Annotated in this window: 5 protein-coding genes and 1 pseudogene; 5 read left to right on the forward strand and 1 reads right to left on the reverse strand. The window is 75.4% G+C overall.

Annotation, left to right across the window (positions count from 1 at the left end):
• Positions 1 to 217: pseudogene (locus tag BGO22_RS12695) on the forward strand (MFS transporter); the annotation flags it as partial.
• A 32-nt stretch (positions 218 to 249) separates the two neighbouring features.
• On the opposite strand, the gene BGO22_RS12700 reads toward BGO22_RS12695, so the two are convergent.
• A complete protein-coding gene (locus tag BGO22_RS12700) occupies positions 250 to 951 on the reverse strand; it encodes a 4'-phosphopantetheinyl transferase family protein (RefSeq protein WP_070398031.1) in 702 nt (233 codons plus the stop codon).
• Between the two features lie 384 nt (positions 952 to 1,335).
• On the opposite strand from BGO22_RS12700, the gene BGO22_RS12705 reads away from it, so the two are divergent.
• The 4 genes from BGO22_RS12705 to BGO22_RS12720 all read left to right on the forward strand — a co-directional run.
• Complete coding sequence (locus BGO22_RS12705) at positions 1,336 to 2,100, forward strand: thioesterase II family protein (protein ID WP_070398030.1); 765 nt, start codon at positions 1,336 to 1,338, stop codon at positions 2,098 to 2,100.
• 121 nt (positions 2,101 to 2,221) lie between these two features.
• The gene (locus BGO22_RS12710) at positions 2,222 to 7,642 is read left to right on the forward strand and encodes a type I polyketide synthase (protein ID WP_286851132.1); all 5,421 of its coding nucleotides are present in this window, start codon (positions 2,222 to 2,224) and stop codon (positions 7,640 to 7,642) included.
• Positions 7,643 to 7,647: 5 nt separating this feature from the next.
• Complete coding sequence (locus BGO22_RS12715; protein ID WP_286851133.1) at positions 7,648 to 14,172, forward strand: type I polyketide synthase; 6,525 nt, start codon at positions 7,648 to 7,650, stop codon at positions 14,170 to 14,172.
• Positions 14,169 to 15,028 (forward strand): beta-ketoacyl [acyl carrier protein] synthase domain-containing protein (locus tag BGO22_RS12720; protein ID WP_286851135.1); only part of this gene is annotated, 860 nt, incomplete at its 3' end. The genes BGO22_RS12715 and BGO22_RS12720, both read left to right, overlap by 4 nt.

The raw sequence follows: 15,028 nt of genomic DNA on the forward strand, positions 1-15,028 counted from the left end.
CTTCGTCGACGACGGCATGCGCTCGCGCGTGGCCGGCATGCGGCTGGCGGTGTCGCTGGGCGCCAGTTCGGTGGCGGTGTGGCTGATCGGGCCGGTGGTGAAGGCCGCGGGCTTCACCGCCTTGCTGGGCGTGATGGCGGTGACCTCGGTGGTCACGCTGCTGGTGCTCACGCAGATGCCACGCACGCCGGCGCCCACGCCGGCCCCGGTGGGCTGAACCGGCCGGCGCGGCGACCCCGACTCGCGGGACTAGAACGCCAGGTGCCGTGAGCCGGGTTCGAGCCAGGCCACGGCCGCCAGGGCCTCGCGGTCCACGTCCACGCTGAGCACCGTCACCTGGCAGGCCTGGCCCGACACCGGCACGGTGGTGGTGCGTTGCTCGGGCGTGGTGCCGGCCTCGAACAGGCCGGGCTCGATCGACAGCCCGCTGCCGATGGCCTTGAGGCAGGCCTCCTTGCGCGTCCAGCAGCGCAGGAAGGCGCGCAGGCGCCCGGCCTCGGGCAGGGCCAGCAGTTCGCGGCACTCGGTGGTGGTGAAGTTGCGCTCGGCCAGGGCCATCAGCTCGCCCATCTCGCGCGGTGCCTCGATGTCCACGCCGATGGGCGCCTGCCCGCCGATGCCGATCAGGGCCCAGCGCCCGCTGTGGCTCATGTTGAAGGCCGGTGCGCCGGGCAGGTCCAGGCGCGGCTTGTCGTGGCGGCCCGCCCCGAAGCGCAGGCCGGCCGCCGCCACGCCCGTGCGCTGGGCGAGCAGGTGGCGCAGGGCGGTGTGGCTGGCGCGGTAGCGGTGGGCGTCGCGCTCGAAGTGGAAGCGCGCGGCGCGGGCACGCTCGGCTTCGTCCAGCCAGTCGCCGGGGGCGGGCGCCTCGTGTTCTCGCGCCGGGACCTCGAGGTCCACCAGCCACAGTTCGATGCCCGGGGCCGCGAGGGGCGCCTGTTGGTTGATCCGCATCCTTGGTTACACCCTCGTGGGCCGTTGCGTGAATATTTACTACCTATCTTCGGCCGGTGCCCGTCTAATCGCCTGCCGGCCTCGGCCGACATTCTGTAACGGGTATTCGGAGGCCTCCGGATTTCACCAGTTCTTCTCTCTGTGCGCGGTGCTCGCACGTAACTTGATACAGGTAGAGGAAGGAACGTGATGAAAGGCACTGAAATAGGGGGTCGGCGGAGCCGTCCGAGACGATACATTCGGTAACATCGAAGGCCAAAAACCCATACGTTCCCTCTACATGAGGAACAGGTTCGTCCACCAGGGCGTGCCAGAGGAAGTCATCATGCAACGCAGGGTCGCACCAGCCGTCGACGCTCAGGTCTCCAGCCGCCGGACCGCGCCATGAACAGCCCGTGGTTCCAGCGCTTCGTTCCCCGCCCCGGCGCGCGCCTGCGCCTCTTTTGTTTCGCCCATGCGGGCGGTAGCGCGGCGGTCTATCGGCCCTGGTGCAATGCCCTGCCCGATGCGGTGGAACTGATCGCCATCCAGCTGCCCGGGCGGGCCAATCGCCTGAACGATCCGGTGGTCACGCGGCTGAACGCCATCGTCGAGGCCGTGGTGGCCGCCTTGAGGCCGCACCTGGACCGGCCCTACGCGCTGTTCGGCCACAGCATGGGCGCCGTGCTGGCCAACGAAGTGGCGCGCGCGCTGCGCCATGAGGGCGCGCCCCAGCCCGGCCACCTGTTCGTTTCGGGCCGGCGCCCGCCGCACTGGCCCAACCCCGACCCGCTGCTGCACGTGTTGTCCGACGCCGACTTCGTGGCCGAGATCCAGCGCCGCTACGGCGGCATTCCGCCCGAGGTGGCCGAGCACGAGGAACTGATGGCCATGCTGCTGCCGTCCCTGCGCGCCGACATCCACGCGCTGGAGACACACGCGCCGCCCGCCGGGCGCGCGCCGCTGGCCTGCCCGCTGTCGGTGTTCGGCGGCTCACACGATCCGCTGACGCCGCGCGAACACCTGGAGGGCTGGCGCAGCGAGTCCAGCGGGCCCTTCCGCTTGCGCGTGCTGCCGGGCGACCACTTCTACCTCAACGCCCAGCGCGACGCGCTGCTGGCCGAGGTGTCGGCCAGCCTGGCGCCGCTGCTGGGGAGGGTGGTGGCATGAGCCCCGCACGGCCGCCCGAAGGGGCTCGCACCGCAGCGCATGGCGCGCAGGTGTTTCGAATTCGCCCCGCACGGCCGCCCGAAGGGGCTCGCACCGCAGCGCATCGCGCGCAGGTGGCCGAATGAGCCCGACCCCACCGATGCCCATCGCCGTCGTCGGCATCGGCTGCCGCTTTCCCGGTGGCGTGACCGACCCGGCGGGCTTCTGGCGCCTGCTGGCCGAAGGGGTCGACGCCATTGGCGAGATCCCCGCCGACCGCATCGACCTCGGCCATTACTTCGACCCGCGCCCGGCCACGCCGGGCCGCATGATGACGCGCTGGGGCGGCTTCCTCGACGGCATCGACCGCTTCGACGCCGGCTTCTTCGGCATCTCGCCGCGCGAGGCAGAGCGCCTGGACCCGCAGCAGCGCCTGCTGCTGGAAACCGCCTGGGAAGCGCTGGAGGACGCAGGCCTCGATGCGCGCGCGCTGGAGGGCTCGCGCACCGGCGTGTTCGTGGGCCAGTGGCTCAGCGACTTCGAGGCCCGGCTGTTCGCCGACCCCGAGGGCGTGGATTTCTTCATGACCACGGGCAGCGGCCGCTACGCCAGCTCGGGGCGGCTGTCCTACCTGCTGGGCCTGCGCGGCCCCAGCCTCACGCTGGACACGGCCTGCTCATCGTCCCTGGCCGCGGTGCACCTGGCGGCGCGCAGCGTGCGCAGCGGCGAGAGCGAGATCGCCATCGCCGGCGGCGTGAACATCATCCTGCAGCCGCACATCAGCGTGGCCTACTCGCAGAGCCGCATGATGGCGCCCGATGGGCGCTGCAAGTTCGGCGACGCCCGCGGCGACGGCTATGTGCGCAGCGAAGGCGCGGGGCTGGTGGTGCTCAAGCCACTGGACAAGGCCCTGGCCGATGGCGACCGCGTCTACGCCGTCATCCGCGGCAGCGCGCTCAACAACGACGGCCGCGCCAGCGGATCGATGGGCACGCCCAGCCAGGCGGGCCAGGAAGCCCTGCTGCGCAGCGCCTGCGAGGACGCGGGCATCGACCCGGCCCAGGTGGGCTACGTGGAAGCCCATGGCACAGGCACGCGCGCGGGCGACCCGGTCGAGCTCGGGGCCATCGCCGCCGTGCTGGGCGCCGGGCGCGACCCCGCGCAGCCAGTGCGCGTGGGCTCGGTCAAAACCAACATCGGCCACACCGAGGGCGCGGCCGGCGTGGCCGGCCTCATCAAGGCGGCGCTGGCCCTGCACCATGGGCGCATCCCGCAGAGCCTGCACTGCCAGCAGCCCAACCCCGCCATCCCCTGGTCCGACATTCCCGTGGTGGTGGCGCGCGAGGCCACGCCCTGGCCACGCGGCGCCCAGCCGCGCCTGGCGGGGGTGAGCGCCTTCGGCATCGCCGGCACCAACGCGCATGTGCTGCTGCAGGAAGCGCCCGCCGCCACCGGCACGCCCGCGCCGCGCGTGGCGCCGGCGGGCGAGGCGGCGCTGCTGGTGCTCAGCGCCCGCGACGAAGGCGCCTTGCGCGCCCAGGCGCGGCGCTTCGCCGACGTGTTGTCGGCGGGTGCGCCCCTGGCCGACCTGTGCTGGAACGCCGCCACGCGCCGCACCCCGCACGAACACCGCGCCGCCTTCGTGGCCGGTGACGCCGCCGCCATGGCCGAGGCCCTGCGCCAGCACGGCGATGGCCAGGCGGCCGCGGCCGAAGGGCGCGCGCCCGAGGCCCACCCGCGCATCGCCTTCATCTGCCCCGGGCAAGGCGCGCAGTGGGACGGCATGGCCCGCGAACTCATGGCGCGCGAGCCCGTGTTCAAGGCCGCGCTGGAGCGCTGCGACGCGGCCGCGCGGCCCTTCGTGGATTGGTCCATCGTCGAGCAGCTGGCGCTGGAACCCGGCGATCCGAAGCATCTGCTGGAGCGCATCGACGTCATCCAGCCCGTGCTGGTCGCCATCGCCCTGGCCTACGCCGAGCTGTGGCGCTCGCTGGGTGTGCGGCCCGACGCGGTGGTGGGCCACAGCATGGGCGAGGTGGCGGCGGCCTGCATCGCGGGCGCCCTCAGCCTGGACGAGGCCATGCGCATCATCTGCCGCCGCAGCGCGCTGATGCGCCGCACCAGCGGGCAGGGCGCCATGGCCCTGGTCGACATGCCCATGGACGAGGCGCAGCGGCGCCTGGCCGGCCACGAGCACGAGGTCTCGGTGGCGGTGAGCAACAGCCCGCGCTCCAGCGTCATCTCTGGCCGGCCCGAGGCCGTGCAGGCGCTGATGGCCGCCTGGGCCGCGCAGAACGTGTTCTGCCGCCTGGTGAAGGTGGACGTGGCCTCGCACAGCCCGCAGATGCAGCCCCTGGCCGAGGAACTGCGCGCCGAACTCGCGGGGCTGAGCCCCGGGGCGCTGGCCGTGCCGCTGGTCTCCACCGTGCTGGCTCGCCGCGCCGAGGCGCACGAACTGGGCGCCGCCTACTGGGGCGACAACCTGCGCCAGCCGGTGCGCTTCGGCGCCGCCGTGCAGCGCCTGCTCGACGAGGGCGTCACGGTGTTCATCGAACTGGGGCCGCACCCGGTGCTGCTGCCCTCGGTGGAGCAGACCGCGCAGGCGGCGGGCGCCGAGGTGGCCGTGATCGGCTGCGCGCGCCGCGGCGAACCCGAACAGGCGGCCTGGCTCGCGGCCGTGGGCGCCGCGTTCTGCGCCGGCGTGGCGCCCGACTGGTCGCGCCTGATGCCCGAGGGCGGGCGCTTCCTGGCCTTGCCCACCTACCCCTGGCAGCGCGAGAGGCACTGGATCGCCGCCGCCGAGCGGGCGGCCGCGGGCGCCCAGGGCCATGGGCGAACGGTGCCCAGCCAGCACCCGGTGCTGGGCGCGGGCATCGAACTCGCGGGCACCCCGGTGGGCGCGCTGTGGTCCTTGTCGATCGATCCGCAGCGCGTGCCCGCCTGGTTCGGGCACGCCTTGCATGGCAGCGCGCTGCTGCCGGCCTCGGCCTACCTGGAGCTCGCGCTCGCGGCCGCGCGCGCGCTGTCGCCCGAGCAGCCCCTGGTGCTCGAGGGCCTGAGCTTCGAGCGCGCCCTGCACCTGCAGGCCGATGCGGCCTGCGCGCTGCAGCTGCAGGCCAGCGCGGACGGGCAGGGCGGCCTGCGGCTGGCGTTCCAGACGCACAGCGGCAGCGAGTGGCTGCCGCACGCGCGGGCCCGGCTGGCGGCCCCTGCCGCCAGCGGCGCCAGCCCGGCGTCCCCCGTGGACACGGCCGCGCTGCAGCGCGGCGCGGCGCTGTCGGCGGACGCGGTCTACCAGCGGCTGTCGGCGCTGGGCGCCGGCTTCGCCGCGCCGCTGCGTGGCATCGGCTGCGCCTGGCTCTCGGCCGACGAAGCGCTGGTGCAGCTCCAGGCCTTGCCCGACGCCGCCGTCCCCGGTTTTTGTTTTGCGCCCGAGGTGCTGGACGCCTGCTTCCAGGCCGCCGCGCTGCTGGCACCCGAGGGCCAGCTGTGCCTGCCGACGGGCCTCGAACAGGTGCGGGCGCACCGCGCGCCAACGGGCCCATCCGGCGCCGTTGGCGCACCCGGCGCGCTCAGCCTGCACCTGCGCCGGCGCGCCGGCGTCGGCCTGATCGACGCCACCTTGCTCGACGAACAAGGCCCCGTGCTGGCGCTGCGTGGCCTGCGCCTGCAGCCCTTCGGCGAGCGCTCCATGGCCAGCCCCAGCGAGGCCTTCTACGACCTGCGGTGGCAGCCCGCCGAGCCGGCCCCCGCCGCCGCGCCACCGGGCGCGCGACGCTGGTGCCTGATCGCCGATCGCGGCGGCCTGGGCCCCGAACTCCTGAAGGCCCTGCGGGAAGCCGGTGAAACCGCCGAGCTGCTGCACGATGCCCTGCCCACCGCCGAGGCGATGGCGGGCGCCACCACCGAGGTGGTGGACCTGCGCGCGCTGGACCTGTCCGCCATCGACGGCACCCTCGCCGCCGCCTTGCACCGCCTGCTGCTCACCGCGCAGGCGCTGGAGCGCCTGCCGCCCGCGTCGCGCACGCGCCTGTGGTGGGTCACGCGCGGCGCGATGGCCGTGTCGCCGGCCGAGGCCACGGCGCTGGCGCTCGCGCAGTCGCCGCTGTCGGGGCTGGCGGCCGTCATGGCGACGGAGCAGGGCGAGCGCTGGGGGGGGCTGATCGATCTCGACCCCGCCGCCACGCCCGGCGACGCGGCGCTCGCGCTGGCCCAGGCCCTCCCGGGCGCCGCGCCGGGCACCCTGGCCCTGCGCGGCGCGCAAGGCTTCGAGCCGCGCTTGCGCCGCGCGCCCTGGGCGCCCGAGGCGCCGCCGCGCTGGCGCCCGGACGCGAGCTACCTCATCACCGGCGGCCTGGGCGGCATCGGCCAGCCGATCGCGCAGCGCCTGGTGGCGCAGGGCGCGCGCCACCTCGTGGTGCTGTCGCGCACGCCGCTGCCGGCGCGCGCCGCCTGGGCGGGCCTGGGCGCGGACACGCCCGCGGGCCGCGCCGTGGCGGCCGTGCGCGGCCTCGAATCGCTGGGCGCCAGCGTGCGCCACGTCGCGCTCGACGTGGCCGACGAAGCCGCCCTGCGCGACTGGCTCGAGGGCTTCGCCGCCGAGGCCCATCCGCCGATCCGTGGCGTCTTCCACGCCGCCGGCCTCACCGACGACCAGCTGGTGCGCGACCTCGACGCCGCTTCGCTCGCCGCCGTGCTGCGCCCGAAGCTGGGCGGCGCCTGGAACCTGCACCGCCTGCTGCCCGAGCTCGATGCCTTCGTGCTGTTCTCGTCCATGGCCGCGCTGATGCCGCAGGCCGGGCAGGCCAGCTACGCGGCGGCCAACGCCTTCCTCGACGGCCTGGCGCGGCACCGGCGCGCCCTGGGCCAGCCCGCGCTCAGCATCGGCTGGGGCGTGTGGTCGCAGACCGGCGTGATGCGGGGCGAGACCGGCCAGCGCCAGCAAGACGAGCTGCAGCGCCAGGGCATCGGCGCCTTCGCGCCGGCCCAGGCCCTGGCCCTGTTCGACGAGGCCCTGCGCTGGCCGCACGGCCACCTGCTGGCCATGCCCATTGACTGGGCGCGGCTGCGCGCGCAGGGCGGCGCGCGCCAGGCGCCGCTGCTGCGCGACCTGTTCGCGTCCGAGGCCGCCCCGGCGCAGCAGGGCGCGGCGTCGGACGCACCGGCACCGGCCGAGCCCGCCGACCCGGCCGAACGCCGCCGCGCCCTGGAGCTCACGGTGCGCGAGGTGGTGGGCCGTGTGCTCAAGCTCAACCCCGCGCGCATCGACCCGCGCAAGCCCCTGGGCAGCCTGGGCCTGACCTCGCTCATGGCGCTGGAACTGCGCAACCGCCTGGAGCCGCTGCACGGCCAGCCGCTGTCGGCCACGCTGGCCTGGAACTACCCCACCATCGAGGCCCTCACGGGCTTTCTCGCCGGGGCGCACGCCACCGCCCCGGTGCCCTCCGCCGCGCCGGTGGCGGCGCCGGACGCCGGCCCCGCGCCCGACATCGCCACCGTGCTCGATGGCGTGAACCAACTCTCCGACGAGGACGCGGCCCTGCTGCTGCGCCGGCGCCGCTGACCCCCATGAGCGACACGCCTTCTTCTCCTTCGCTGGGCCAGCTGTCGGCCATCAAGCTCGCCTTGATGGCGCAGAAGGTGCGCGCGCAGAGCGAGGCCGTGCTGCGCGCCGACCCGATCGCCATCGTCGGCATGGGCTGCCGCTTCCCCGGCGGCGCGGACTCGCCCGAGGCCTTCTGGCAGCTGCTGGTGGACGGCGTGGACGCGGTGCGCCCCGTGCCCGCCGACCGCTGGGACGTGCAGGCCGTGTACGACGCCGACCCCTCGGTGCCCGGCAAGTCGATCGCGCGCGAAGGCGGTTTCCTGGAGCGCATCGACGGCTTCGACGCCGCCTACTTCAACATCCTGCCGCGCGAAGCCGAGCGCATGGACCCGCAGCAGCGCCTGTTCCTCGAGGTGGCGATGGAGGCGCTGGACGACGCCGGCTTCACGCGCGAACAACTGCGCGGCAGCCGCGCCGGCGCCTTCGTGGCCAGCTACCACAACGACTACCAGCTGCTGGAGTACCGCGACCCCGAGGCCATCGACGCGCGCACGCTCACCGGCACGGTGCACAGCGTGCTGGTCAATCGCCTGTCTTATCTGCTGGACCTGCGCGGCCCCAGCGTGTCGGTGGACACCGCCTGCTCGTCCTCGCTGGTCGCCATCCACCTGGCCTGCCAGAGCCTGCGCCACGGCGAGAGCGACATCGCCCTGGCCGGTGGCGTCTCGCTGATGGTCACGCCCGACCTGATGGTGTCGCTGTCCAAGGTCGGCTTCATGGCGCCCGATGGCCGCTGCAAGACCTTCGACGACAGCGCCGACGGCTTCGGCCGCGGCGAGGGCTGCGGCGTCATCGTGCTCAAGCGCCTGAGCGACGCGCTCGCCGACGGCGACCGCGTGCTGGCCGTGGTGCGCGGCTCGGCCGTCAACCAGGATGGCCACTCCACCCTGCTGGCCGCGCCGAACGGCCTGGCCCAGCAGGACCTCATCCGCGAGGCCCTGGCCTCGGCGCAGCTCGAGCCCGGCCGCATCGGCTTCATCGAAGCGCACGGCACCGGCACGCCGCTGGGCGACCCGATCGAGGTGGAGGCCCTGGCGGCCACCGTGGGCCGCGCCGACGTGGGCGGCGGCACCTGCTGGCTGGGCGCGGCCAAGGCCAACCTGGCGCACATGGAAGCCGCCGCGGGCGTGGCCGGCGTCATCAAGACCGTGCTGGCCCTGCGCCACGAGGCGATCCCGCCGCAAATCCATTTCAAGTCGCTCAACAAGCACCTCTCGCTGGACGGCACGCGCCTGGCCGTGCCCACCGCGCTCACGCCCTGGCCGCGCGGCCCGCTCGCGCGCTGCGCCGGCACCAGCTCGTTCGGCGTGGGCGGCACCAACGCGCACGTGGTGCTCGAAGAAGCGCCGCGCCTGGGCGCCGCGCCGCAGGCGACGGCCGAGCAGCGCACCCATCTGTTGCACCTGTCCGCGCAGAGCGGGCCCGCGCTGCGCGAACTCGCCCGGTCGTGGGCCGGGTTTCTGCCGCGCAGCCCGGCCTCGCTGACCGACCTCTGCTTCACCGCGGGCGCGCGCCGCTCCGCGCTGGACCACCGCCTGGCGGTGCTGGGCCGCGACCGCGAGGAACTGCGCGCCCGGCTCGAGGCCTTCGCGCGCGACGGCGAAGCGCCCGGCGCGAGCCTGGGCCGCGTGGCGCCGGACGCCGCGCCGCGGCTGGCCTTCGTCTTCAGCGGCCAGGGCCCGCAGTGGTACGCCATGGGCCGCGAGCTGTTGGCGCAGGAACCGGTGTTCCGCGCGCGCATGGATGAGTGCGACGCGCTGATCCGCGCGGCCACCGGCTGGTCGCTGCTGGCCGAGCTGTCCGTGGACGAAGCGGCCTCGCGCCTGAACCAGACCGAGGTGGCCCAGCCCGCGCTGTTCGCCATCCAGGTGTCGCTGGCCGCGCTCTGGGCCTCGTGGGGTGTGCGCCCCGGCGCGGTGGTCGGCCACAGCGTGGGCGAAATCGCCGCGCTGCAGGTGGCCGGCGTGCTCAGCCTGGCCGAGGCCGTGCGCGTGGTCTGCCTGCGCGCCCGCGTGATGCAACAGGCCACGGGCCACGGCCGCATGGCCGCCGTCGACTGCAGCGCCGCCGAGGCCGAGGCCCTGCTGGCGCCCTTCGGCGAGCGGCTCTCGCTCGCGGCCCTGAACGCGCCGCGCAGCGTGGTGCTCTCCGGCGAGCCCGCCGCGCTGGACGACGCGCTCAATGCCCTGGCGTCGCGCGGCGTGCACCACCGCCTGCTGCCGGTCAACTACGCCTTTCACAGCGCCCAGATGGCGCCGCTGCAGCGCGAGCTGGTGGCGCGCCTGGGCGAGGTGGTGTCCTCGCCGGCGGCCGTGCCGGTGTACTCCACCGTCACCGGCGCCGCCGCGCCGCGCCAGCGCTTCGACGCCGACTACTTCGGCCGCAACGTGCGCGAGCCCGTGCGCCTGCAAGCCGCCATCGAGGCCCTGTCGGACGACGGCTTCAACGCCTTCCTGGAGATCGGTCCGCACCCGGTGCTGAGCGGCGCGCTCGGCGACACGCTGCAGGCCCGGGGCCGCGCCGCCACGGTGGCCGCCTCGCTGCGTCGCGGCAAGCCCGAGCGCGACACGCTGCTGGCCTCGGCCGCCGCGCTGCACGTGGTGGGCCACACGCTGGACACCGAGGCCTTGCTTGGCGGTCCGGGCGAGGTGGTGGACCTGCCGCGCTACCCCTGGCAGCGCCAGCGCTACTGGCTGCGCCCCACGCCGGTGGCCGCTGCCGTCCCCTCGCTGCCCAGCGGCGCGCACCCCTTGCTGGGCGCGCGCCTGCCGCTCGCGGCCACCGCCGACCGCGTCTACCAGGCGCAATGGCGCATGGACAGCGCGGGCGCGCTGCGCGACCACCGCATCGGCGGGCGCCTGCTGATGCCGGGCGCGGCCATGCTGGAAACCCTGCACGCGGCCTGGCGCGCCGAGGCCGGCGCGGGCACGCTCGAGGCCTTCGCCGTCGACCGCCCGCTGCCGCTGCCGGACCAGGGCGAACTGACCTGGCAGGTGGTCGTGCGCGACGGCGCGGCGGGCGCGGTGCTGGAGCTGTTCCAGGCCATCGACGCGGCACCCGGCTGGCAGCGCGTGTGCTCGGCCATCGGGCGGCGCGGGGCCGCGCCATCGCCGGGCGCCGCACCCGCCATGACGGAAGGTATGGCCGTCGACCGCGCCACTTTCTATCAACGCTTCGAATCGCTCGGCGTGGCCTTCGGCCCCGGCTTTCGCGGCGTGCAGGTCTTGGCCGCCGGCGACGGCTGGGCCCGGGGCGAGTTGGCCCTGCCGCCCGAACTGGCGCACGAGGCGCCGCGCTTTGGCCTGCACCCGGCCCTGCTCGACGCGGCCCTGCAGCTGTGCGCGGCCGCCGCCTCGGGCGGCTCGGCGGGGCTGCCCACCCAACTCTGGGTGCCCATGGGCGTCGAGCGCTTCGCGCTGTGGCGCCCGGGCCAGGCGCGCCTGCGCGCCACCGCCACCCTGCGCGCCGAACCGGCGCCGGGCGCCGAGGCCTTTGCGGCCGACCTGCGCCTCGACGACGAGGCCGGCGAGCCGGTGGCCTTCATCACCGGCGCCCGTTTCGCGCGCGCCGACGCGCGGCGCCTGGCCGGCGACGCGCCGGACGAGGGCGTGTACGAGGCGCGCTGGCAGCCGGCGCCCGCCGGCGCCGCGTCCCCTGAGCGTCCCGCCGACGGCGCCTGGCTGCTGTTGAGCGACGCCTCGGGCTTGGCGGCCTCGCTGCGCGCGGCGTTGCAGGCGCGTGGCGCGCGCTGCGTCGAGGTGCGGCCGGGCGAGCGCCTGCAATCCCTGGGCGGGGACCGCTGGACCGTGGACCCGCACAGCCCGCAGGACTTCCAGGCGGTGCTGGACGCGGCCCAGGCCAGCGGCCCGCTGCGCGGTGCGGTGCACCTCTGGGGCCTGGACGCCCCGGCGCTGGAGACCGGCGACCCCGAACAGGCCGAGCGGCTGGCCAGCGGCGCGCTGCTGCACCTGGCCCAGGCCCTGGTCGCGGCGCCGGCACCGCTCACCCTGGTGACGCGCTCGGCGCAATCGGTGCACGCCGGCGAAGCACCGGCGGGCCTGGCGGCCGCGGGCGCCTGGGCCTTCCTCGGTGTGCTGCGCGTGGAACACCCCGAGTTGCAGCCGCGCGCGATCGACATCGAGCCCGCGGCCAGCGACGGTGCGGCGCTGCTGCCCTGGCTGCTGAGCGCCGGTCCCGACACCGCGCTGCGCGGTGGCGGCGCCTGGGTGCAGCGGCTGGTGCCGCTGGCGCTGACCCGCCCCGACGCGGCGGTGGCGCCCGTGGCCGACGCGCCCCGGCGTCTGGAAGTGGCGCAGGCCGGCACGCTCGACGGCCTGGCCATCCGCCCCCTGGCGCGCCCGACCCTGCAGGCCGGCGAGGTGCGCCTGCGCGTGGCCGCCGCCGCGCTGAACTTCCGCGACGTGCTGCTGGCCCTGGGCGTCTACCCCGGCACGGGCATCCCGCTCGGCGCCGAATGCGCGGGCACGGTGATCGAATGCGGCGCCGGCGTCGACGGCCTGCGCGTGGGCGACACCGTGTTCGGCTTCGCCCACGGCAGCATGGCCAGCGAGGCCGTGGTGCCCGCGGCCTTCCTGTCGCGCCTGCCCGCCACGCTCTCGTTCGAGCAGGCGGCCGCCTTGCCGGTGGCCTTCCTCACCGCCTTGTTCGGCCTGCAGCGCATCGCCGGGCTGCGGCGCGGCCAGCGCGTGCTGATCCACGCGGGGGCGGGCGGCGTCGGCCTGGCGGCGGTGCAACTGGCCCTGCGCGCGGGCGCCACGGTGTACGCCACCGCGGGCTCCGAGGACAAGCGCGCCTTCCTGCGCTCGCTCGGCGTGGCGCAGGTGATGGACTCGCGCAGCACCGGTTTCGCCGAGGAACTGAAGCGCGCCACGCAAGGCGAGGGCGTGCACGTGCTGCTCAACTCGCTGGCGGGCGATTTCATTCCCGCCGGCCTGTCGGTGGTCGCGCCGGGCGGCTGGTTCCTGGAGCTGGGCAAGCGCGGCATCTGGACGCCCGAGGCCGTGGCCGCGCGCCACCCCGGCCTGCGCTACCGCGCCTACGACTTCGGTGACGAGGCCTACGCCGACCCCGCGCTGGTGGCGCCGCTGCTGGCCGAGGTGCTGGCCGGCCTGGCCGACGGCAGCCTGCGCCCCCTGCCGGTGACGCCCTTCGATTTCGAGCGCGCCAGCGAGGCCTTCCGCCACATGGCCCAGGCCCGGCACACCGGCAAGCTGGTGCTGCGCCTGCCCCCGGCGCCGCCGGCCGTACAGGCCGGTTTCGTGCGCGCCGACGCCAGCTACCTCATCACCGGCGGCCTGGGCGCGCTGGGGCTGCACACCGCGCGCGGGCTGGCCCAGCGCGGCGCGCGCCACCTGGTGCTGCTGGGCCGCCGCGCGCCCTCGGCCCAGGCGCAGGCGGCCGTCGATGCGCTGCGCGAGGGTGGCGTGAATGTGCGCCTGGCCGCGCTGGACGCCGCCGATGCCGCCGCCATGGGCGCGCTCATGGCCGAGCTCGCGCGTGAGTTGCCGCCCCTGCGCGGCGTGGTGCACGCGGCTGGCGCGCTCGACGACGGCGCGCTGATCCGCCAGACCTGGGCGCGCTGCGCCGCCGTGCTGCGCAACAAGGTGGGCGGCGCGCGCGTGCTGCACGCGCTCACGCGCGAGCAGCCGCTGGACTTCTTCGTGCTCTATTCCGCCGCCGGCGGCTGGCTGGGCGCGCCCGGCCAGTGCGCCTATGCCGCCGCCAACGCCGAGCTCGACGCCCTGGCGCGCGCGCGCCGCGCGCTGGGCCTGCCCGCGCTCAGCGTCGGCTGGGGCGCCTGGGCGCAGGGCGGCATGGCCACGCAGCTGGCGGCCTCGGGCCGCGACCCCTGGGCCGAGCGCGGCCTCAAGCCCATCGATCCGGGGCTGGGCCTGCAACGCCTGGAAGCCCTGTGGCGCGAGGGCGCCACGCACGCCCTGGTGTTGCCGATCGATTGGTCGGCCTTCCTCTCGCACCTGCCGGCCGGCGTGGACGCGGCCCTGTTCCCGGCCGCCGCGCGCCGCCCCGCGCCCGCCGCCGAGGCCCTGCCCGACGCCTCCCTGGCCGCCCGCCTGCGCCAGCTGCCCGCCGGCCAGCGCCGCGGCGCGCTCATGGCCCACCTCGCCGAGCGCGCGCTGCAGGTGCTGGGCCTGGACGCCGGCACCGCCATCGACCCCCGGCGCGCGCTCAAGGACATCGGCCTCGACTCGCTGATGGCGGTGGAGCTGCGCAACGCCCTGACGCGCTCCATCGGCCAGCCGCTGTCGGCCACCTTGCTGTTCGACTACCCCAACCTCGACGCGCTCAACGCCTACCTGATGCGCGCGCTCGGCCTGGAGGACGCGCCCGCGCCCCAGGCCACGGCCAGCGCGCCGGCCCATGGCGAGCTCGCCGCGCTGTCCGACGAAGAAGCCGAGGCCCTGCTGATGCAGGAACTCTCGGGCGGACCCGAAAGCCCCGGAACATGAACGACCCGCAGCCCGCCACCGAAGCCCTGTCGCCCGTCAAGCGCGCCCTGCTCGAGATCCGCGAGCTCAAGGCGCAGCTGGCGCGCGCGCAGTCGGCCGCGCACGAGCCGCTGGCCATCGTCGGCCTGGCGCTGCGCCTGCCGGGCGGCGTGAAGGACATGGAGGGCCTGGCCGATCTGCTGTGGAACGGGCGCGACGCCATTGGCGCCATTCCCGCCGATCGCTGGCCGCTCGACGCGCTGTACGACGCGGACCCGGACGCGCCCGGCAAGATGACCACGCGCCACGGCGGCTTCCTCGACGGCGTGGACCGCTTCGACGCCGAGTTCTTCGGCATCTCGCCGCGCGAGGCCGCCAGCATGGACCCGCAGCAGCGCCTGCTGCTCGAAGTGGCCTGGGAAGCGCTGGAGAGCGCCGGCCAGGCGCCGGGCGAGCTGGCGGGCACGCGCACCGGCGTCTACATGGGCGTGGGCAACAACGACTACGGCCGCGCCATCTACCGCCACCACGAACTCATCGACCCGTATTTCGGCACCGGCAACTCCTACAGCGTGGCCTCGGGGCGGCTGTCCTACGTGCTGGGCGCGCAGGGTCCCGCCGTCACGGTGGACACGGCCTGTTCGTCGTCCCTGGTGGCCCTGCACCTGGCGGTCCAGGGCCTGCGCCTGGGCGAGTGCGACACCGCCCTGGTGGGCGCGGTGAACCTGATGCTCACGCCCGAGATGAACATCAACTTCTCGAAGGCGCGGATGATGGCCGCCGACGGCCGCTGCAAGACCTTCGACGCCGCCGCCGACGGCTACGTGCGCGGCGAAGGCTGCGTGGTGCTGGTGCTGCGGCGCCTGTCGGACGCGCA

Origin of the sequence: Hydrogenophaga sp. 70-12, from assembly GCF_001897365.1 — a bacterium.
Taxonomy (GTDB): domain Bacteria; phylum Pseudomonadota; class Gammaproteobacteria; order Burkholderiales; family Burkholderiaceae_C; genus Hydrogenophaga; species Hydrogenophaga borbori.